Raw genomic sequence first — 19535 nt, forward strand, 5'->3', positions numbered from 1 at the left:
TCGACGACCGGACCGAGGAGCCCCCGCACATGCCCAGCCGCACCGACCCCGGCCATGCGGGCCCCGACAGCACCGACGCGAGCCGCACCCGCCTCATCGAGCAGCTCACGGAGCGGTTCCCGCACGTTCCGCGCGAGGCCGTCATCAAGGAGGACCTGCTCCGTGGCGGCCTGGCCTTCGACGAGTCCGCGCTCAGCGACAACGAGGACGGTGACGTCAAGCCGAAGTCGTACTTCATCTTCTCCTTCGACCACGGCACCCTCCCCGAGCTGGGGGGCTGCCGCGCTGCGCCGTCCGCCCCAGGAGATCGTGCTCACCGGCGGCCCGTACGAGCTGCGGCGCACCGTCGTCTCCGTACGGGTCAACCCGGCGTCCCCCTACCGTGTGGCGGCCGACGACAGCGGTGTGCTCGGGCTCTACCTCGACGGCAGGCGGAACTCCGATGTCGGGCTGCCGCCGATGCCTGACTACTACCGGCACACCCTGGACAACGGCAAGTCCGTGATGGAGGTCGCGCCCACCATCCGGTGGGGATACCTCGTCTATCCGACGGTCTTCCGCGTCTGCCAGTACTTCGGCGCGAAGGAGGAGTGCCAGTACTGCGACATCAACCACAACTGGCGCCAGCACAAGGCGGCGGGCCGCCCGTACACGGGGGTGAAGCCCGTCGAGGAGGTCGATGAGGCGCTGGCCGTCATCGACCGGTACGACACGGCGAGGACGTCCACCGTGTACACCCTCACCGGTGGCGCCATCACCTCCCACCTCGGCGGCCGCGACGAGGCCGACTTCTACGGCCGGTACGCCAGGGCCATCGAGGAGCGTTTCCCCGGCCGGTGGATCGGCAAGGTCGTCTCCCAGGCCCTGCCCAAGGCCGACGTACAGCGATTTCACGACTACGGGGTGCAGATCTACCACCCCAACTACGAGGTGTGGGACCGCCGGCTGTTCGAGCTGTACTGCCCCGGCAAGGAGCGCTACGTCGGCCGCGACGCATGGCACCGCCGCATCCTGGACTCCGCCGAGGCGTTCGGTGCCCGCAACGTCGTCCCCAACTTCGTCGCCGGGGTGGAGATGGCCGAGCCGTTCGGCTTCACCACGGTGAAGGAGGCCATCGACTCGACCACCGAGGGCCTGCGGTTCTTCATGTCGCACGGCATCACACCGCGCTTCACGACCTGGTGCCCCGAGCCCACGACACCCCTGGGCAGGACCAACCCGGACGGGGCGCCGCTGGAGTACCACATCCGTCTGCTGGAGGCCTACCGCTCGACGATGGAGGAGTACGGGCTCAGCTCGCCCCCCCCGGCTACGGACCGCCCGGCCCCGGGCAGGCCGTTTTCTCGGTCAGCTCCTTCATGGACAGCCTGCCGGCCCCTGAGGAGCAATCCTCCTAGACACTTCCGGCACCGCCTCCATCAGTATCCCCGCCACGGCGTTGAGCCGGCGCCGGCGCAGGTCCAGGACGGGAGCCGGGTTCGAGACGCCGTGGGATGCCAGCAGATTCATCAGGGACCAGATCACGTCGGGGCGCCCCGTCAGAGGGAGTTCCCGGCCGTCGGGAGCGATGATGCCCGACGAGGCGGTGCCTGCGAGGAGGCCGGTGCGGGGCCAGTCGACGACGAACGACCCGCCGTCCGGGTGGGCGTAGAGCACGACCTCCCTGGTGCGGTGCAGGACCGCCAGGTAGTCCATCGGCACGGTGAGCCGCCGGGCGGCCTCGAACGGCGGTGTGCCGTCCGCCGGATGGACCCGCAGCACCGTGTCCAGGACCGGGCCGTGGTCCTGGAAGGTGTGGGTGGCGCGCATCTCCAGGAACCGGCCACGCACCAGAACCCCACCGCGGCGTGACCACCGTCGCCCGACCGAGCCGAACGCCGCACGCGCGCCCGGGAGGTCGTCCACGATCCACCGGGACTCCTCGCCCGGCTCGGTCACCGGCGCCCGGTCCTCGGGGGAGATGCGGTCGGCCTCGGCCACGGCCGTGTAGCGCGCCGCCGTGTGCGCGTCCAGACGACGGAGGTCGATCGTGTCGCCGGCCAGCGCGATGCCTCCCACCGACCGGGAGATCCGCATCTGTTGCAGCTGACGGCCGGAGCGCCGGGTCACATCGGTCAGCCGGCCGTCGAGGCCGATCACCCGGCAGGTCCTCGTGCCCGCCAGCAGGGCACTGGCCGGCCACAACGGGGTGACCTTCCCGTGAGCTCCGGGGCCGGCCGGTTCGACGAGGACGGCCAGGCGGCCCGCGGTGACCGCCGAGAGACAGAGGGACGGCACCCGCCACTCGTCCGTGATCTCGAAGGCGTCGGAGCAGCCGGATCCTCCGGGTTCACCCGTGTCGTGCACCCGCAGCCTCAGCCGGAGCAGCGGCGTGAACTCGGTGGGTGTGTAGTCGCCCCCGTACGTCGTGAAGGTCGCCTCGCCATCGGGTTCGTACCGCACGACGGACGCCTCCAGGACGTCCGCCCGCACCAGCCGCGCCTGCGGATGGCCCTTCGGGGACTGCGGGGCCCACATCACGAGGGTCTCCTCCCCGTAGGAGACGCTGTCGTCCTTCACCCGGTCCCTGCGGGTGATCCGGGGGAACTGGCTCCGGGAGAACGCGAGGGTGATGACAACAATGAGGACCGATCCGGCCAGTGCGACGAGCAGGGGGATCCAGGTCCAGTCCTGGCCCTCGCGCCAGGCGGTGTATGCCACAACGAAGGCGATCGGGACCGGAAAGCCGCAGATCGTGGCGAAGACCAGATGTCCGAACAACACACCGGCATAGCTGCGCATGACCCCGCCTCGGCTCGTCCCCGAACCCCGCTGCCGGAACCGCGGCCCGGGGAATACCGCCCTCCTGCACCATGGTCGCCTCGTACCCTGCCCCGGCACCACCGTTCCGGGCAACGGATTCAAATACTCGGCGGCTCCGGGGACGGCGGCCGGCACGCGCGGTCCGGACGAGGCCTCAGGCCCGCCACTCGGCGGTCCGCTCGGCCGATGCGGCGGCCAGGGCCTTCTCGATCGCTGCGACATCACCCCTGTTGCCGTACACCGGCGTGCCCGGCTGCTGGCGCCAGGACTCGTCGAGCCCGCCGGCGTCCACGGTGTCGAAGCCCAGCTCGTCGATCAGGGCACGGACCGTCTGCTTGGCGGCCGCGTCGTCCCCGGCCACCGGCAGCGCCTGACGGCCCGGGGCGCCCTCCGGAAGGCCGTTGGAGAGGATGTCCTGCGCGTACGTCCCGTTGAAGGCCTTGATGACGGGGCGACCGATCCGGTCCTGTGTCCACAGGCTCTCGGGCCGGCCGTCCTCGATCGCGGTGATGCGGCCGTCGCGCTGCGGGTAGTAGTTGCCGGTGTCGATGACCGCGAAGCCCTCCGCGGCGTCGTCGAGGAAGCCGGCGGGCAGCGCCGGAACGGCCTTGAGCGGCACGGTGACCACCACGACCTGGGCGCCCTTCGCCGCCTCGGCGGCGGTGACCGCGGTGGCGCCGGTCTCCTCCACCAGAGCGGTGAGGGTCTGCGGGCCGCGCGAGTTGGCGATGGACACCTCGTGGCCGAGCGCGGTGAGGCGCCGGGTGAGGTTGCCGCCGATGTTCCCTGCTCCGATGATGCCGATCTTCATGGATCCGACCTTCCTGAGGTGCGAGCGATACGCGAAACGGGTCTCGCCGGTTCACCAACTCCGCTCTTCCGGAAGCTATTCCGGGCGGCGGCAATTTGGATTTCCCGGCGCCCCGGAAGGATGGGACCCGCGGGCTGCGGGCACGTAACAGAGAAGGAAGCGGAATCTCACGGACCCGGTGTAAGGCGGTGCCCATGCTGCATGGTGTCGATGTCAGCGCGTATCAGTCCTCCTTCGCGACGGACGGGCTTGATTTCGTCCTCATCAAGGCCACCGAGGGCCGTTCGTACGTCAACCCACGCCTGACCGCGCAGACGAAGCGCGCCCGGGACGCAGAGTGCGTGGTCGGCTTCTACCACTTCCTCTGGCCCGGGAACATCACGGCCCAGGCGGAGTACTTCCTGAGCAAGGCGCCGGAAAAGGCTGGCGAACTGCTGGCCGTCGACTGGGAGCAGAACGGCGAGGGCACCCATGCGAGCAATGCCGAGAAGGACCGGTTCATTCGCGAGGTCAAAAGACTGCGGCCGCACCACAAGGTCCTGCTCTACTGCAACCGCTACTTCTGGCTGAACCACGACACGACGTCGTACGCCGGGGACGGGCTCTGGATCGCCGACTACGTCTCTGCCGGAAAGCCCCGGATCAAGGCGTCCTGGCGCATTCACCAGTACACCGACCAACCGCTGGACAAGGATGTCGCGGCCTTCTCCTCACGGACGGCGATGCGTACCTGGGCGCGCGGGTAGCGGCCGGGCGGCCGGAGGGGGAGAAGGGACGAGAACGGGCGAGAATCAGTCATCCGAAATACCCTGTTCCGAGGCTTGTGCGCCCGGCGCCGCGCGAAGCGCGACCGCCGGACGCACGCATCGAAGCGGAGGAACACCCATGAGAGCCGCCGTCGTCCGCAGCTTCACCGAGCCCCTGGTCATCGAGGACCGGCCGGTCCCCACCCCGGCCGGACATCAGGTCCTGGTCCGCATGGAGGCCTCGGGGCTGTGCCACACCGACATCCACGCGGCCCAGGGGGACTGGCCGGTCAAACCGAGTCCGCCGTTCGTTCCCGGCCACGAGGGCATCGGCATCGTGGAGGCGGCCGGTGAGCAGGTCACCCATCTCGCGGTGGGCGACCGTGTGGCCATCCCGTGGCTCGGCGAGGCGTGCGGCCACTGCGACCACTGCGTCTCCGGGTGGGAGACGCTCTGCCTGAAGCAGCAGAACAGCGGCTACTCGGTCGACGGCAGCCATGCGGAGTACGCCCTCGCCCACGGCACCTACGTCGTTCCGGTGCCCGACGGTATCGACCCGCTGGACGCCGCGCCGCTGACCTGTGCGGGTGTCACCACGTACAAGGCGGTGAAACTGTCCGGTGCGCGCCCGGGCACCCGCGCCCTCGTCTCCGGCATCGGGGGCCTGGGCCATCTGGCCCTGCAGTACGCCCGGATCTTCGGCGCCGAGACCATCGCCGTCGACGTCACCGACGAGAAGCTGGCCCTCGCCCGGGAACTGGGCGCCGACCACGTCATCGACGCCCGTGTCCAGGACGTCGCCGAGGAGACCCACCGCATCGGCGGCGCCGACGCGGCGATCTCGCTCGCCGTCAGCAACGAGTCGTTCCGTGCGGCCTACGGCGCGCTGCGCCGGGGCGGCACCCTCGTCCTGGTCGCGCTCCCGGCGGAGGGCAGGCTGGAGCTCCCGGTCTTCGACACGGTCCTGAACGGCACGAAGGTCCTCGGGTCGATCGTCGGGACCCGCGAGGACCTTGCCGAAGTGTTCCGCCTGCACCGACTCGGCCGCACCCGCGTGGTCCGCGAGAGCCGGGACCTGGCGGACATCAACGCCTCGATCGGCGAAGTCCTCGAGGGCAAGGTGTCCGGGCGCCTCGTCTTCGACCTGGGCGGCACACCGGCCTGAGCGCCGTGCCGTGCCGGCCGAGTCGGCGACGGGCCCGGTGCCGGCCACGTCGGGCCAGGCCAGGCCGGATGCGGTTCGACCGGACGACCGGGCATTAGAAGTCATCTCATTTGGTGAGTCTGCGGTAGCAGATGAGGGTGCAGGCGATGCTCGTGAAGGCGAGGAAGTGCTCGGCTTTGCGCTCGTAGCGTCGATGGAGTCGGCGGCAGCCGGCGAGCCAGGACATGGTGCGTTCAACGGTCCACCGGTGGCGGCCCAGTCGCTGAGAAGACTCGATCCCCTTGCGGGCGATGCGCTGCTGGATGCCGCGCTGACGTAACCACCGTCGCAGGTGAGCGTAGTCGTAGCCTTTGTCGGCGTGGAGCTTTTCGGGTTTGCGGCGCCGCGGTCCGCGGCGGGAGCGGATCGGAGGTATCCCTTGCACGAGCGGGATCAGAGCCTGGCTGTCGTGCAGGTTCGCCCCTGAGATTCCGACGGAGAGGGGCAGACCGGTTCGCTCGGTTATCAAATGGATCTTCGACCCGAACTTGCCCCGGTCGACAGGATTCGGACCCGTCAGATCCCCCTTTTCAGGGCCCGCATGTTCACCGAGTCGATCGCGCAGCGGGACCAGTCCAACTCGCCGCGGGAACCGAGCTCGTCGAGCACCACTCGGTGGAGCTTGGCCCAGACCCTGGCTTTCGACCACTCGGAGAAACGGCGATGGGCCGTTGCCCCCGACGGCCCGAACGAAGCAGTGGGCAACTGCTGCCACGTACAGCCTGACGTGACCACGAACACGATCGCGGCCAGCACCTCACGATCACCGTGCCGACGCCGACCGCCACCCTGAGGCCGCGAGGGCGCCTCTGGCACCACCCGCTGGAACAGCTCCCACAACTCATCCGGCACCAGCCGCTCAACAATCCCCACCATGAACGACAGCCTACCGACCCCTCCAAATGAGATGACTTCTTAGTAGGGGCGTACCCATCATTGGTGCGCCCCTACGATATGAACGATGAACGAGACCCCGCCCAGCCTTCTGGGATTCACGACCTACCTCATGTCCAGGACCGGCAAGACGGCGCGGAGGAGGCTGGCGGAGCGGCTGGCCGAGCGTGGTCTGCGGCTCCGCCACATGGCGGTGCTCGCCGCGCTGGTCGACCTCGGGCCCCATGTGCAGAGGGAACTGGCGTCGCGGCTCGCGATCGACCGCAGCGACATCGTGAAGATCGTGGACGATCTCGGCGCGGCCGGTCTGGTGGAGCGGGCACGTGACACTGCCGACCGGCGACGCGTCACGGTCACCGTCACCCCCGCGGGCCGCACACTCCTCGCAGGCCTCCAGGCCGACGCGCTGGCCGTGCAGGACGACATCCTGGCACCGCTGACCACCCGTGAACGCGTGCAACTGGCAGCTCTGTTGAGGCGTGTGCACGATCGGACGGAGCGCGGCTCCAGGGCCCAGCGGCCAGGTCGCTGACCGATTCCGCCTACCGGGTGCGGCAGACTTCTTCGGTGACCACAGCCGCGGCTCAGCCGCCTCGTGACCGTGCACTCGGGCGCGGTATCTCCACCCTCATTCCGCAGGCCTCGACGGCAACGCCTGCGGAACAGGCGGCAGCCGTACTGACGGCGATGCAGAGCGTTCCGGTTCGCGTCGGTGTGCTGCAGGCCGCGGTGGTGCTGCTGGAGGAGCGGGTTCGAGCCACGGGGGACGAAGCGGAGCGCGCGGCGGCGGCGACAACAGTGGCCATGCTCCGCAGCGCGATCGGCCAGGCCGGCTGACCCGGCCGCAGGGCCGGATCGCAGCGATCCGACCGGATCGCAACAGCCCGGCGCAGTGCGGCTGTGAGCATCCTGAATGCTCCTGTTCCCGCGTCGGGGCCGACGGCTGGAGCGACCGCGGAACCGGCTCGTGACCCGGTGATCATTCCGGTCGCGTCGCCGCCATGTGCTCTGCCATCCTGATCACCGCCCCCGGCCGGGGGCGAGGGGCGAAGGACGGCAGAGAAGCGTTGACGAGTGTCTTCGATACGACAAGCGGGCAGGTGCGGGGACGCGCGGCGGCCAGAGGTGCCGTCGCCGTCCTCGGAATCCCGTACGCAGAGCCGCCGTTCGGAGCGAACCGGTTCCGGGCACCGCAACCCCGCAGGCCCTGGAGCGGCGTTCGCTCGTGTGTGGACTTCGGGCCGGTGGCGCCGCAGTCGGCCGAACTCCCCGGCGCGCCGCGGTGGTCGCCCGGCGACGAGGACGTCCTCAGCCTCAATGTCTGGACCCCGGCGCCCGATCGTGGCATCCCCGAAGGCCCCCTGCCGGTGCTGGTGTGGATCCACGGAGGCGCCTACACCTTCGGCTCCGGCGCGCAGCCGGACTTCGACGGTACGGAGCTCGCCCGCGCCGGCCTGGTCGTGGTCACCCTCAACTACCGACTCGGGTTCGAGGGCTTCGGTCATGTCCCGGCCGACGGCGAGGACGCCTGCCCGCCCAACCGGGGACTGCTCGACCAGATCGCCGCGCTTGAGTGGGTGCGCGACAACATCGCCGCCTTCGGGGGAGCGCCCGACCGCGTCACCGTGGCCGGACAGTCCTCCGGAGCGACAGCGGTGGCCTGCCTGATGACGATGGACGGCGCGCGCGGCCTGTTCCGGCGCGCGATAGCGCACAGTGCCGTCGGCCCCTGCTTCGCACCGGAGCTCGCCGAGCACCTCATGGAGAAGGTGGCCGCCGAGGCGGGAGTCCCCGCGACGCGCGCCGGACTGACCGGCGCGTCCGCCGGAACGCTGGTGGGCGCTTCCGATGCCGTCGTCGGCGGATACCGCAACGATCCGCACTCCGGCCGTGTCCACTGGGACCCCGTCATCTACGGCCCCGTCGCCGACGGGCACGTCCTGCGCGGCGACCCGGTGGCCCTGATCGCCGCCGGGGCAGCTCCGGACGTCGAGCTGCTCGTCTGCCACACCACCCAGGAGTACTGGCTGCTGGACGCTGTCGGCAGCTGCGCCGAGATCACGACCGACGAGGAACTGGGGCGTTTCGCCCGGGACTTCGGCCTGCCGGACACGTTGCTGGAGGGGTACCGCGCGCTTCTGCCCGGTGCGCCCGTGCGCGACATCCACCTCGCCGTGTACGGGGACCTGATGTTCGGCGAGTACAGCAACCGCCTCGCCGCATCCCATGCCCGGACCGGCGGGCGCACCTTCCTGTCCCGCTTCGCCCGCCAGCGGGGCAGCGGGCCGCAGCCGGCGGTGTACGCGTGGCACTGCGCGGACGTCCCGTTCTGCTTCGGGAACGTGGGCGAGGAGAGCGTCCGGTTCCTCATCGGCGGCGCGCCGACGCGTGCGGACCGGCACCTGGCGGAGCGGATGACCGCGGCCTGGGCCGGGTTCGCGGCCACCGGCGACCCCGGCTGGGATCCGGTCGGCGGAACCTCGGGCGAGAGGGTCAGGATCTGGGGGACGGCGGACCCGGCCGCGGGATCCGACCCCTGGCGGGACGGTGAGTCGGTCCGTGCGCTGTGGAGAACCTTCACCTACGGCCCCGAGCGGCCCTGAGGCGATGCGCCCCGCCTCCGCACGCCTTACAGCGGCGGCAGTCGCAGAGGTCCCCGGCCCTCGCGGACCGGACCGGCCGGCCGCGGCAGTGCTTCTCGGCGCGTTTCTCGGCGAACCGCCGGTCCTCCTTCGTGCTCACCACCCCGCAGCCGCCGAGCACCAGAGCGGCCGAGCACACCAGTGCTCCTGTCGCTCCGGCTCCGAACCGGCGCGCCCCGACGACCTGTCCATGTCCGCTACCCTTGCCCCGCACGCCCCGGCGCGTACCCGCCTGTGGCGCGGCCCGGTGTGACGGTAGGGCGGGCCGTGGAGCGCCGGATGAGTACGGCTGCTCATCCGAGGAACCGCACGAGAACTACGTCATTGGCATGGACCTGCAAACAGTGCTGGGCTACAGTCCGGAGCGGCACACTCTGAGAGCGCTCTCAGGAGAGTTGTCTCCCGGACGCCTGCTGTTCCTCCCCCACGCTGCCGGAACAACAGAAGGGCCAAGGCCTTGAGACGTACCACAGCTTTACGGACCGCCCTGTCCGCCGCGCTCCTCGTCGGAGCCTGGGCGGGCGCCGGATTCCCGTCCGCCTCCGCCGCGGACACGCCCGCCACCGCCTCCCGCGCCGCCGGTGACGCGCCGCAGGCATCCACCGGCCTGCTGGCCGCCATGCAGAAGGACTTCGGCCTGACCGAGCGTCAGGCCAGGGCGCGGCTGTCGGCGGAGAAGACGGCAACCGAGATACAGCCCAGGGCGCGGAAGGCCGCCGGAGCGTCGTACGGCGGCTCCTGGTTCGACGCGTCCACGGGCGACCTCACCGTCGCCGTCACCAGCGGCAGGCAGGCGGCTGCCGTACGGGCGACGGGCGCCGCCGTGCGCCTGGTGACCCATACCGTGCGCCGGCTCGACGCTGCCAAGGCGAAGATCGACCGGCTCGATGCGCCCGCCGGGGTCAGCAGCTGGCACGTCGACCCCGAGGCCAACAGCGTCGTCGTGGACGTCGTCGCATCGGCGCGGTCTGACAACGATGTCCGGAAGTTCGTCGAACGGGCCCGGAAGGCCGGGCCGGTCATCGTCGAGCAGTCAGCCCAGGCACCGCGTACCTTCTCCGCGGGAACCGTGGGCGGCGACCCGTACTACACGGGGAACGTCCGGTGCTCGATCGGCTTCTCCGTGTACGGCGGATTCGTCACCGCCGGACACTGCGGGCAGGCGGGAGCCTCCGTCAGCGGCTGGGACGGCTCGGGGATAGGCAACTTCCAGGGATCCTCCTTCCCCGGTGACGACTACGCGTGGGTCAGCGTGGGCAACGGCTGGTGGACGGTCCCCGTGGTCCTGGGCTGGGGCACCGTCTCCGATCAGCTCGTCCGCGGCTCGGCCGTGGCACCGGTCGGCGCGTCGATCTGCCGCTCCGGATCCACATCGCACTGGCATTGCGGCAACGTCCTGGCGACCAACGAGACGGTGAACTACAGCCAGGGCGCCGTCTACCAGATGACCAAGACGAGCGTGTGCGCCGAACCGGGCGACTCGGGCGGCGCCTTCATCAGCGGCGACCAGGCGCAGGGCGTCACCTCCGGAGGCTGGGGCGATTGCAGCACCGGAGGTGAGACCTGGCACCAGCCGATCAACGAGATCCTGAACCGGTACGGGCTGACGCTCCACACCGCCTGACCACACCCGACGGGCCCCAGGGGGCCTGTCGCGCGGGAGCGAACCGCTTCCGCGCGGCAGGCCCCGCCGCGCTTTCGGCGACGTCACTGTCGGGCCGCCCGGCCCGCCGCCCCCAGCTCCAGGTCCGGAGCCGCCGCAGCAGGCCGGAACGCTCCGGCCCGCCGCCCCCTGCTCCAGGTCCGGAGCCGCCGCAGGAGGCCGGAACGCCGGCCGGGATCCGCGGCGGTCCATGGGACGTACACTCCACACATGGGTCACACAGATGCGGTGAAGGAGTGCCTGCGACAGGTGCCTCACCTGCTGGGCCCCGCCGCTCCCCAGGTGCGCTGCCGCGCTCTGCACGGCCACGGCTGACCGGCACCCGCCACAGCCGGCCGCGCCGGGACGTTCTTCCGTTCCCGGCCGTTCTCTCCCGCTCCGCCACCGGAGCTCTCACCTCCCTCGCTGCACAGTCCGCAGCACCACACCATGCGCAGCTCCCGCGGCGCGCCGTCGGCAACCCCCGCGGCGGCCGACGGGCCGAGCCGCATTTTCGAGAGGACCCCTGCATGAATCTCAGGGAGTTGCTGGCCGGGCACGATCACGAGGTCCTTCTCGGCGATCCGGAGACCCCGATCACCGCCGGGGCCTGCTTCGACGCGCATCGCGTGTCACCGGGTTCGCTCTACATCGCCGTGCCGGGACACCGGGAGGGCGGCCCCGAGGCCGTCGGCCCGGCACTGGCCAGGGGCGCCGTCGCCGTGCTCGCGGAAGGCGAGTCGCCGGAGCTCCTGGCGGCCGTGCGTGCCGCGGCCACGGATGCGTGCGTGGTGCGGGTCGCCGACACCCGTACCGCGGCGGCGGTCGTCACCTCCCGCTACCACGGAGAGCCCGGCCGGTCCATGGACATGGTGGCCGTCACCGGCACCAACGGAAAGACCTCGGTCTCGTACATGGTGGAGTCCCTGCTGCGAATCGCCGAGGGCGCGCGCGTCGGGGTGATCGGTACAGCGGGCAGCCGGATCGGTGACGAACTGATCCCCATGCCCCGTTCGGTTCTCACCACACCGGAGTCACCGGACTTCCAGTACCTCCTCGGACACATGCGCGACCGCGAGGTCGCCACCGTGGTCCTGGAGGCCACGTCGATGGGCCTGCTGCACCACCGCGTGGACCGCGCCTTCCTCGACGTCGGCATCTTCACCAACCTCACCCAGGACCACCTGGACGACCACGGCACCATGGAGAACTACCGCGACGCCAAGCTCCGCCTCTTCCAGGGGCTGTGCCGGAGCGCCGTGGTCAACGCGGACGATCCGGTCGGGGCGGCGATCGCGCCGACGATGCCCGGCATGGTCACCACGTACGGCATCGACGCGCAGGCCGACTACCGGGCCACGGACCTGAGCATGAACGCCTTCGGTACCCGCTTCACCCTCCACCACGAGGGCAGCAAGTACCCGGCGGCGATCCCCGTGCCCGGACGGTTCTCCGTGTCCAACGCACTGGCCTCCGTTGCGGCCTGCCACCTCCTTGGCCACGACCTGCCCGCACTGGTGGCCGCACTCGACCGCATGCCCCCGGTCCCCGGCCGGCTCGAACGCTTCGAGACGCCGCGCGGCACAGCGGTGATCGTGGACTACGCACACTCCCCGGACTCCCTGGACAAGGTGCTCAGCGCCGTGCGGGACTTCTCGCCGGGCCGGGTCGTCACGGTCTTCGGCTGCGGGGGAGACCGGGACGTCACCAAGCGGGCCAGGATGGGGGAGATCGCCGGGACCCGGTCCGACCTCTGCGTCCTGACGTCGGACAACCCCAGGAACGAGGACCCCGAGGCGATCATGGACCAGATCGCCCCCGGCCTCCGGGCCACAGGCACGAGGTTCGAACGCCACGCGGACCGGCGGGCCGCGATCGCGTACGCCCTCTCGGTGGCCGGGCCGGACGACATCGTGCTGGTGGCGGGCAAGGGGAGCGAGCCCTACCAGATCGTCGGCGAACAGCTCATCCCGTTCAGTGACATGGCGACGGTGCGCGAACTGGCCGCGCTCCAGGCCTGACAACCGGCGCTCTGCGCCCGCCGCAGAGCGCCGCGTCCGGCACGCCGGCGATCAGGCCAGCCTGAGATCGATGAAGGGCACGCTGTCACCCGGCAGTACGTACCTCTCGGTTTCGGTGAAGCCATGCGCCAGCGCGAAGCGCAGCCCCTCCGGATTGGATTCCAGCACACAGGTCTCGATCACTCGGGCGCCGAGCCCGCGCGCTTCGGCCAGCCCCTGCGCGTACAGCAGGCTGCCGAATCCGCGGCGGCGGTGCCGGGGCAGTATTCGCGCGATCACGGTGGCGACCTCCGTGCCCGGAGCGGGGGGCCGCACGGTGGAACAACCCACCAGGACAGGTCCCAGACAGGCGACGGCCAGCCGGTTGCGACGGGAACGTTCACTCACCTCCGCGAGGGACAACACGGCAGTGGGAATGATCGTGTTGTGGACGTACTGCCAGTCCAGCAGCATGGCGTCGCCGTCCACCGGCACGATGCGAAGAGTGGTCATCGCAGCAGGGAACCGTGTGAACGGCAACGCGTCAATTCGGACCCCCGTCAGGAGCCGGTCGGGATCACACCTCCTCCGCCGCCCGTGTCCGGGCCAATGCGGGCCCGGGAAATGCGTTGCCGACCGCCGAATCGGCTGAAAGGCTTCCCACCATGTCCGACAACCAGTCCAGCAACAGCCACGGCGTGGCAGCACTCTTCTCGCACGGCCGTCTGACGACGATCCCGCGCAGGACGGCCCGCCGCGAGCAGCTCCTCGTACACCTCACCGAAACGCTGTTCCAGCCCGGCCGCACGTACACGGAACGCGAGGTCAACGAGGCGCTGCTCACCGTCCACGAGGACTGTGCCGCGCTGCGCCGCTACCTGGTCATCGGCGGCCTGCTCGCGCGGACCAAGGACGGCGTCAGCTACCAGCGGCTGCGCCCGGCGGCGTGACGGAATTCCCGTCGGGCGGGGCGGTGTCGCGCCGGCCGGTGTCGCGCTGGAAGAGCGCGGACCACAGGAAGGCCTCGCCGAACAGCGGTGAATCGGACGGCTCGTCCCGCATGCGGCGTATCTCCACCTCGGTGAGGTCGGAGAAGATCCAGCGCAACGACGCCGGTGTGTAGGCGAGTCCGCCGAGGAGGCGCGAGCGGGTGTAGAACTCGGCGTCGTCGAGCTCCGATCCCATCGCGCCTGCCGCGAAGCACGTCAGGGCGAGGTGACCGCCCGGCGCGAGCGCCCGGTCGAGCAGGGCGCGGTAGCTGATGCGGCGGTGCGGCGGCAGGTGATGGAAGCAGCCTGAGTCGTATATGAGGTCGTACCGGCGGTCCGGATCGCCCGGGATGAGTTCGAACGCGTCGCCGCACAGATGCCGGATACGGACGCCTGCCTCCGCCGTGCGCGCCCTGGACCGGGCGATGGCCGTCGGTGACAGATCGACCGCATCGACCTCGTATCCCAGGGACGCCAGACGGAGCGCGTTGCGGCCGGCGCCACAGCCCAGATCGAGTGCGCGGCCGGGCCCGATCAGACCGCGCTCGAACCACGAGACGAGACTCTCGTCCGGCTTCGCGGTGAAGAACGGCACCGGCCTGGTCCGGTCCGCGTAGAAGGTGTCCCACCAGGACGCCCCGGCCGCCGTCCAGCGATCGGCCTCCGGCTCGAACAGGCCGTCCAGCAGCTTCAGTACGTCGTCCACATTCCGAATCCTGCGGTCCATCCGTACCTCCCTCCCCGATCGGAAACGTTAGGCGGCTGAGACGGGAAAGACCAGGTCAATGAGGGTTTGAGGGGCCTCGCTCGAGCCGTTTGGGGCCCGCTGCCGGCCACTTGGGCCGGCAGCCCCGCATGCCACGCCGCGAGACCCGTCACGAGCCTTCCGCGGGCCGCCGAGGGGGTGTTCCCGTCGTCGCCGCGGTCTGTTCTTCCAACGATCGGCCGGGTACGTCCGAATCAGGTCCCGAGGCTTTGCGCGACGAATCCGGCGCGGGCCGCCACCGCGGTCAGTTCCCCGACCCGCGCCGCGCGCAGGCCCACCACCGGGTAGCAGTCCGAATCGATGTCGAGGACCATGAGCGCCGCACCGACCTCGCGGTAGTGCCGGCCGCAGGCATCCAGGAACTCGTGGGTCGGCAGGAGCATCTCGTCCTCCTCGACCAGTACCCAGGGATCGACTGACGGCCGGGACTCGAGGGCCTTCAGCTGGGACCGGACCTCCTGCGCGTCCTCCTTCCAGTCCAGCTCGGCCAGCAGTCGGTGATCGGCAAGAGCGTCGACGAGCGCAATCCAGGCAAGGTCGGGCACCGGCCCGTCGATCCCCCGCTCCTCCAGCCGTCCGGCATGGTCGCGCGCATACCCCGCGGGATCGTCGTGGGCACGCAACACCCGTTCGGCGACGTCCTCATGGGCGGGGGCGAGCAGCGCGGCCACACCGGCGAGCGAGGTGCGGGCGTCATTGGGACCGGACATGTGAGCGCTCCTTCGGCAGCTGCAGGACGGCGTCCGACAGGGGAGGGGGACACCTGCTCGGCGTCCACGGAAAACCCTGCCACAGGGGTACGACAACGGGCCGGGGCAGCCGGTGCGTTGGGCACCACCACCAGCACCACCACCAGCAGCGCCGGCCCGACCGAGTACCCGCTGTCGGTCGCATTCCTCCGTCGGAGGGTGTCAGCGAGGCCGCCCCCCCCGGGAACCTCCTCGTGCGACCGGACGCGGACCGCTCAGACCCCCGCCTCCCGTGCGCCCTCGTACACCGCCGTCGCCACGTCGACGAGCTCCGACGCATCACGGACGGTTCCCTGGAGGTCCAGCATGATCTCGGGAACGCCCGTGGCGGCGTGCGCCACCAGATCCTCGACGATCTGCGCGACGTCGCCGTGGAACGGCTGCCGCTCCCGGCCGTCCACCGGCGTCGCGCTGTAGCGCGCGTTGGCACGGGCGCAGACGCCGACCGGGCGCGTGCGGCCACGCTCGTCGGCGACATCCTGAACCCGCTGCCACTGCTCGGACAGCTGCGCCGCACCCATGGCGACAGGCATCCAGCCATCGGCCCGGTCGACCAGGCGGCGCGTGGCCCGGGGGCCGCTCGCGGGCAGATAGACGGGGATGGGACGTGCGGGCTTGGGCCCCACCTCGGCCGATGCGATCGTGGTGAGATTCCCCTGGTACGAGACGGGGTCCGGCCCCCACACGGCCGCGCACACGTCCAGCAGTTCGTCCAGGACCGCCCCGCGCTTCTCGAAGGGAGCGACGGCCGCGGCCGCGTACTCGTCGAGGGACCAACCCGTCCCGAGCCCCGCGATGACCCGCCCGCCGCTGGCGGCGTCCAGCGTCGCGAGCGAGCGGGCGAGCTGGAAGGGCACGTGCAGAGGGGCGACGAGCACGCTGGTTCCGAGGCGGGCCCGGCCGGTGGCAGCAGCGGCCAGCGTCAGGGTGATGAGCGGATCGGCGACGCTGCGGTAGTGATCGGGCCAGGCCAGCCCCGGAATTCCGTACAGCCCCTGGGTGGCGGGCTCGGGAAAGAGCACCCGTTCGAACACCCACAGGCTCTCGTATCCGACGGCCTCCGCCGCGCGCGCCACCTCGGCGACGTCGCGGCCCATGTCGAACTGCTTCATCTGCGGAAGACCGAGACCGAGTGCGACCGGCATGCGTGTACGCTCCCTCTATGTAGTGTGCTGAGGCAACTATCTTACGGCAAGGGGCCTTTGGCGGACTTTGAGCGGCTCCTCGCGCTAGTGACGGGACGTCAGCCCGGCGGCCCCACCGGCGACTACCCCCGCAGAGCTCAGAACCCCCGGTCGACGGTGGTACGCAGCAGCTCACCCAGCTCCAGCGCTGCCGGGATCGGGGCTTCGGGCAGGGCCACGTGCAGGGTGCGGCGCAGAGCCGGGTCGGTGAGGCGGCACAGTACGAGCGTGTCGGGGACCGCCCGGGCGGCCAGCGAGGGCACGAGCGCCACCCCCAGCCCCGCGGCGACGTAGCCGAACTTTCCCGTCCATTCCGCGATCCGGATGACCTTCCTGGGGCTGAATCCCGCGCGGGCGCAGGCGTCGGCGAGCATGGTCGGCCGGTCGCCGTACGCGCTCTGGAGCCAGGCTTCGTCGCGCAGTTCCTCCAGGCCGAACGCACCGGCTCCCGCCAGCCGGTGCCCGCGCGGAAGCGCGACGCGCAATTCGTCCTCGCACAGCACGGTCGTCGTCACACCGTCGGCCGGCGGCAGGCCTGACGGGTAGTCGCTGACGACCGCGAGGTCCAGTGCCCCGTCGGCGAGGCGCCGCATCAGGACGTCGGTCGGACCTTCGGCGGCAACGACCTCGACCTCGGACCGGGCATCCCGGAGCGCCCGCAGCGCAGTGGGGACCAGGGAGATGTTGGCGGTGGCGAACGCCCCGACATGCAGCAGCCCGCCCTGCCCGGCGTGGAGCACGGCCAGTTCGCGCTCCGCTCTCGACAGCCGGTCCAGTACGTCGGTGGCGTGCCGATGCAGAGTGCGGCCGGCGGGATTGAGCCGTACGCCTCGGGGGAGCCGATCGAACAGGGGCCCGCCCGCCTGCTGCTCCAGAGCGGCTATCCGCCTGGACACCGCGGACTGCGTGTAGTTGAGCCGGACCGCCGCCTGCGTGAAGGATCCACTCTCCGCGACGGTCACGAGCAGCCGCAGTGCCTCGTTCTCGAACACCCGCTCACCACCCTTCTGTTAAGCCTCTGCTCGCTCATCATCCATGACCATGGCATTCCCTGAACGCATGGCTTCCATGCAATCCAGTCGCTGGTGGAATGCCGCACCCCGCCCTAACGTCATTCATGCGGCGAGGAGGTCGGACGCAACCGGGCTTCGCCGCCCCACCCATGGCACAAGAGACCCGAGGGGGACGTGTGTGGTTACGACGGGATACGGAGAAGGGGCTGGTCCGGTGAGCACGGAGCCGGCGGTGGATCTGCCGAAGATGCTGGCCGATCTGGAGGAACTCGTGCTCTGCGAGTCCTACTCGGCCGATCACGCTGCGGTCGCGCGCAGTGCGGAGGTGGTCGGCGCCCTCGGGGCGAGGCTGCTGGGGGCCGCGCCTGAGCGGATCGTGATCGGGGGTGTGTCCCATCTGAGATGGGTCTTCGGCACCCCGAGGGTTCTGCTGGTCGGGCACCACGACACGGTGTGGCCCATGGGCTCGCTCAGAGAGCATCCCTGGTCGGTGACGGGCGGGAAGGCTCGCGGCCCCGGGGTTCTGGACATGAAGGCGGGCCTGGTGCAGATGTTCCACGCCTTGGCGTCCCTGCCCTCCCCGGAAGGGGTGTGCATCCTGGTCAACGGGGACGAGGAGGTCGGTTCCACCACCTCCCGGCAGTTGATCGAGGATTCCGCGCGAGGGTGTGCGGCGACCTTCGTGCTGGAGGCTTCGGCCGACGAGGCGGGCGCGCTCAAGACGGCCCGCAAGGGCACTTCGCGGTACGAGGTCGTGGTGCACGGCAGGGCCGCCCATGCGGGTCAGGAACCGGAGAAGGGGGTGAACGCCACGATCGAGGCCGCCCACCAGGTGCTGGCCATCGCAGGCATCGGTGCCATGTCGGCCGTCTCGGTTCCGGACGACGACGTGCGGGGTGCGGACGACGACGTGCTGGGTGCGGCGACCGTTACACCCACCGTTCTCTCGGCGGGCAGCGCGCGCAACACGGTTCCCGCGCTGGCACGCCTCTCGCTCGACGTACGGGTGCCCAGCACGGCGGCGCAGGACCGGATCGATGTACTGCTGCGCGGGCTGACGCCGCGTACGCCAGGGGCCCGGCTCGAGGTCCTGGGCGGGCGGCAACGGCCGCCCATGGGGCCGCAGTCCTCCGCCGCGCTGTTCGCCCTCGCCTCCGAGATCGCCGCCGAACAGGGCCAGGGACCGCTGCGGGGAGCGGCTGTGGGCGGTGCGTCGGATGCCAACTACACCGCGGCGGTGGGCTGTCCGACGCTCGACGGGCTGGGGGCCGTGGGGGGCGGTGCGCACGCGGATTCCGAGCACGTCAATGTCGCGCAGATGGTTCCGCGGGCCCGCCTGCTCGCCCAACTCGTCGCGCGGACCAGGTAATGACGCCGGCAGGCACAGACAGGGGATACCGCAATGGCCTTACGGAGGAGGAAGCCGGCATGAGATCAGGCATGGAGCGTCTCGGGTGGGGCGAGGCATCGGGGGACTACGCCATCGCGGGCGTAGGGGGCGCCCTCGCCCAGGTCGCACGGCGGACGCTCCTGGCCCTGTGCCTGGTGACACTCGTCCTGCTGGCCGTCAAGCAGCCGCCGGCGGCGTTGACCAAGGGAGCCGTCACTCTCACCGTCGCGCTCGCCGTGGTCGGGCTCACCTGGGCATGGGGCCGGGCCGGCGCGAGGTTCGGTCTCCGCAGGTGCTACCTCTTCAACGACGGCCTCGTCGTCACCGGTCTGTTCGGCCGGGCACGAGCGATGGCGTGGACGGAGGTGACGGCGCTGAAGGTGATGGGCTCCCAATCTCTCTTCATGGCCTTCTACCGGTTCGAGTTCGAACGGCGCGGTGCCGGGCGTGTGGCGTTCCTGGCCATGGGGCATCAACCGGCCCTGGCGGAACTCCTGCTGAGCCGGGCGGCGGTGAACGGCGTCCGCTGATGACCCGGCCGGATCGACGGCGTCGGCCGGGACCACCCCGGCCGACGCTCGTCCCGGCGACTCCGCTGCGATGCCGGGCGTCGCCGGTAACCCGGCCCGAACGGGGGAGCGTGTGCGGCCCGCGGCGGTCCGCGGCTCACCGGCCCGAACCGGGCCGCGAGAACAAGATCACG

17 protein-coding genes and 2 pseudogenes are annotated in these 19535 nt (G+C 70.8%); 11 read left to right on the forward strand and 8 right to left on the reverse strand.

Going from position 1 to position 19535, the window contains the following annotated elements; translation table 11 throughout:
- The first annotated feature begins 29 nt into the window (after nt 1-29).
- Nucleotides 30-1397 (forward strand): annotated as a pseudogene (locus OG782_RS35855) (radical SAM protein).
- On the opposite strand, the gene OG782_RS35860 reads toward OG782_RS35855, so the two are convergent.
- Together OG782_RS35860 and OG782_RS35865 are read right to left on the reverse strand one after the other, a co-directional pair.
- On the reverse strand, nt 1357-2781 hold the full coding sequence (locus OG782_RS35860) for a hypothetical protein (protein ID WP_406458329.1): 1425 nt from the start codon (nt 2779-2781) through the stop codon (nt 1357-1359). The pseudogene OG782_RS35855 and the gene OG782_RS35860 sit on opposite strands and share 41 nt — an antisense overlap.
- Before the next feature lie 175 nt (nt 2782-2956).
- Nucleotides 2957-3622 (reverse strand): annotated as a pseudogene (locus tag OG782_RS35865) (NADPH-dependent F420 reductase); the annotation flags it as partial.
- A gap of 185 nt (nt 3623-3807) precedes the next feature.
- Here OG782_RS35865 and OG782_RS35870 point away from each other — a divergent pair.
- Nucleotides 3808-4359 (forward strand): glycoside hydrolase family 25 protein, encoded by a 552-nt coding sequence (locus OG782_RS35870; RefSeq protein WP_406458331.1) that lies wholly within the window; start codon nt 3808-3810, stop codon nt 4357-4359.
- A 139-nt stretch (nt 4360-4498) separates the two neighbouring features.
- Entirely contained in the window at nt 4499-5524 is a 1026-nt protein-coding gene (gene adhP / locus OG782_RS35875; RefSeq protein ID WP_406458333.1) for an alcohol dehydrogenase AdhP, read from the forward strand.
- Between the two features lie 106 nt (nt 5525-5630).
- Here adhP and OG782_RS35880 read toward each other — a convergent pair.
- A protein-coding gene (locus tag OG782_RS35880) for an IS5 family transposase (protein ID WP_406447101.1) occupies nt 5631-6439 on the reverse strand; the annotation gives its coding sequence in 2 pieces (ribosomal slippage) (nt 5631-6091 and nt 6091-6439; 810 coding nt in all).
- Nucleotides 6440-6524: 85 nt separating this feature from the next.
- Here OG782_RS35880 and OG782_RS35885 point away from each other — a divergent pair.
- The 5 genes from OG782_RS35885 (at nt 6525) to OG782_RS35905 (ending at nt 12762) form a co-directional block, all read left to right on the forward strand.
- Nucleotides 6525-6989 (forward strand): MarR family winged helix-turn-helix transcriptional regulator, encoded by a 465-nt coding sequence (locus tag OG782_RS35885; protein ID WP_406458335.1) that lies wholly within the window; start codon nt 6525-6527, stop codon nt 6987-6989.
- Between the two features lie 35 nt (nt 6990-7024).
- On the forward strand, nt 7025-7294 hold the full coding sequence (locus OG782_RS35890) for a hypothetical protein (RefSeq protein ID WP_406458337.1): 270 nt from the start codon (nt 7025-7027) through the stop codon (nt 7292-7294).
- Between the two features lie 164 nt (nt 7295-7458).
- Nucleotides 7459-9060, forward strand: a complete 1602-nt coding sequence (locus OG782_RS35895) for a carboxylesterase/lipase family protein (protein WP_406458339.1) — start codon at nt 7459-7461, stop codon at nt 9058-9060.
- Between the two features lie 496 nt (nt 9061-9556).
- Nucleotides 9557-10723 carry a S1 family peptidase gene (locus OG782_RS35900; protein ID WP_406458341.1) on the forward strand — a complete coding sequence of 389 codons (1167 nt, stop codon included), beginning with the start codon at nt 9557-9559 and terminating at the stop codon, nt 10721-10723.
- 548 nt (nt 10724-11271) lie between these two features.
- Entirely contained in the window at nt 11272-12762 is a 1491-nt protein-coding gene (locus tag OG782_RS35905) for a UDP-N-acetylmuramoyl-L-alanyl-D-glutamate--2,6-diaminopimelate ligase (protein WP_406458343.1), read from the forward strand.
- A 51-nt stretch (nt 12763-12813) separates the two neighbouring features.
- Here OG782_RS35905 and OG782_RS35910 read toward each other — a convergent pair whose 3' ends face one another.
- On the reverse strand, nt 12814-13254 hold the full coding sequence (locus OG782_RS35910; protein ID WP_406458345.1) for a GNAT family N-acetyltransferase: 441 nt from the start codon (nt 13252-13254) through the stop codon (nt 12814-12816).
- 152 nt (nt 13255-13406) lie between these two features.
- Between OG782_RS35910 and OG782_RS35915 the strand changes: the two genes are divergently transcribed.
- The gene (locus tag OG782_RS35915; RefSeq protein WP_406458347.1) at nt 13407-13691 is read left to right on the forward strand and encodes a DUF2087 domain-containing protein; all 285 of its coding nucleotides are present in this window, start codon (nt 13407-13409) and stop codon (nt 13689-13691) included.
- Here OG782_RS35915 and OG782_RS35920 read toward each other — a convergent pair.
- The 4 genes from OG782_RS35920 to OG782_RS35935 form a co-directional block, all read right to left on the reverse strand.
- The gene (locus OG782_RS35920; protein WP_406458349.1) at nt 13660-14457 is read right to left on the reverse strand and encodes a class I SAM-dependent methyltransferase; all 798 of its coding nucleotides are present in this window, start codon (nt 14455-14457) and stop codon (nt 13660-13662) included. The two genes, OG782_RS35915 and OG782_RS35920, sit on opposite strands and share 32 nt — an antisense overlap.
- A gap of 233 nt (nt 14458-14690) precedes the next feature.
- Complete coding sequence (locus OG782_RS35925; protein WP_406458351.1) at nt 14691-15206, reverse strand: DUF6630 family protein; 516 nt, start codon at nt 15204-15206, stop codon at nt 14691-14693.
- A gap of 254 nt (nt 15207-15460) precedes the next feature.
- On the reverse strand, nt 15461-16390 hold the full coding sequence (locus OG782_RS35930; RefSeq protein WP_406458353.1) for a TIGR03619 family F420-dependent LLM class oxidoreductase: 930 nt from the start codon (nt 16388-16390) through the stop codon (nt 15461-15463).
- A gap of 137 nt (nt 16391-16527) precedes the next feature.
- A complete protein-coding gene (locus OG782_RS35935; RefSeq protein WP_406458355.1) occupies nt 16528-17421 on the reverse strand; it encodes a LysR family transcriptional regulator in 894 nt (297 codons plus the stop codon).
- A 268-nt stretch (nt 17422-17689) separates the two neighbouring features.
- Here OG782_RS35935 and OG782_RS35940 point away from each other — a divergent pair, with 268 nt between their 5' ends.
- Nucleotides 17690-18811: a M20 family metallopeptidase gene (locus OG782_RS35940; protein WP_406459451.1), complete on the forward strand. Its 1122-nt coding sequence runs from the start codon at nt 17690-17692 to the stop codon at nt 18809-18811.
- Nucleotides 18812-18870: 59 nt separating this feature from the next.
- Nucleotides 18871-19362, forward strand: a complete 492-nt coding sequence (locus OG782_RS35945; RefSeq protein ID WP_406458357.1) for a hypothetical protein — start codon at nt 18871-18873, stop codon at nt 19360-19362.
- Nucleotides 19363-19535 lie beyond the last annotated feature (173 nt).

Origin of the sequence: Streptomyces sp. NBC_00876 (assembly GCF_045207435.1) — a bacterium.
Taxonomy (GTDB): domain Bacteria; phylum Actinomycetota; class Actinomycetes; order Streptomycetales; family Streptomycetaceae; genus Streptomyces.

What these genes read in the sequence shown, in the direction of transcription:
- OG782_RS35860 (WP_406458329.1), bottom strand. Translation starts at nt 2,781, where the DNA reads ATGCGCAGCTATGCCGGTGTGTTGTTCGGACATCTGGTCTTCGCCACG.
- OG782_RS35870 (WP_406458331.1), top strand. Translation starts at nt 3,808, where the DNA reads ATGCTGCATGGTGTCGATGTCAGCGCGTATCAGTCCTCCTTCGCGACG.
- adhP (WP_406458333.1), top strand. Translation starts at nt 4,499, where the DNA reads ATGAGAGCCGCCGTCGTCCGCAGCTTCACCGAGCCCCTGGTCATCGAG.
- OG782_RS35885 (WP_406458335.1), top strand. Translation starts at nt 6,525, where the DNA reads ATGAACGAGACCCCGCCCAGCCTTCTGGGATTCACGACCTACCTCATG.
- OG782_RS35895 (WP_406458339.1), top strand. Translation starts at nt 7,459, where the DNA reads ATGTGCTCTGCCATCCTGATCACCGCCCCCGGCCGGGGGCGAGGGGCG.
- OG782_RS35905 (WP_406458343.1), top strand. Translation starts at nt 11,272, where the DNA reads ATGAATCTCAGGGAGTTGCTGGCCGGGCACGATCACGAGGTCCTTCTC.
- OG782_RS35910 (WP_406458345.1), bottom strand. Translation starts at nt 13,254, where the DNA reads ATGACCACTCTTCGCATCGTGCCGGTGGACGGCGACGCCATGCTGCTG.
- OG782_RS35915 (WP_406458347.1), top strand. Translation starts at nt 13,407, where the DNA reads ATGTCCGACAACCAGTCCAGCAACAGCCACGGCGTGGCAGCACTCTTC.
- OG782_RS35920 (WP_406458349.1), bottom strand. Translation starts at nt 14,457, where the DNA reads ATGGACCGCAGGATTCGGAATGTGGACGACGTACTGAAGCTGCTGGAC.
- OG782_RS35925 (WP_406458351.1), bottom strand. Translation starts at nt 15,206, where the DNA reads ATGTCCGGTCCCAATGACGCCCGCACCTCGCTCGCCGGTGTGGCCGCG.
- OG782_RS35930 (WP_406458353.1), bottom strand. Translation starts at nt 16,390, where the DNA reads ATGCCGGTCGCACTCGGTCTCGGTCTTCCGCAGATGAAGCAGTTCGAC.
- OG782_RS35940 (WP_406459451.1), top strand. Translation starts at nt 17,690, where the DNA reads ATGCTGGCCGATCTGGAGGAACTCGTGCTCTGCGAGTCCTACTCGGCC.
- OG782_RS35945 (WP_406458357.1), top strand. Translation starts at nt 18,871, where the DNA reads ATGAGATCAGGCATGGAGCGTCTCGGGTGGGGCGAGGCATCGGGGGAC.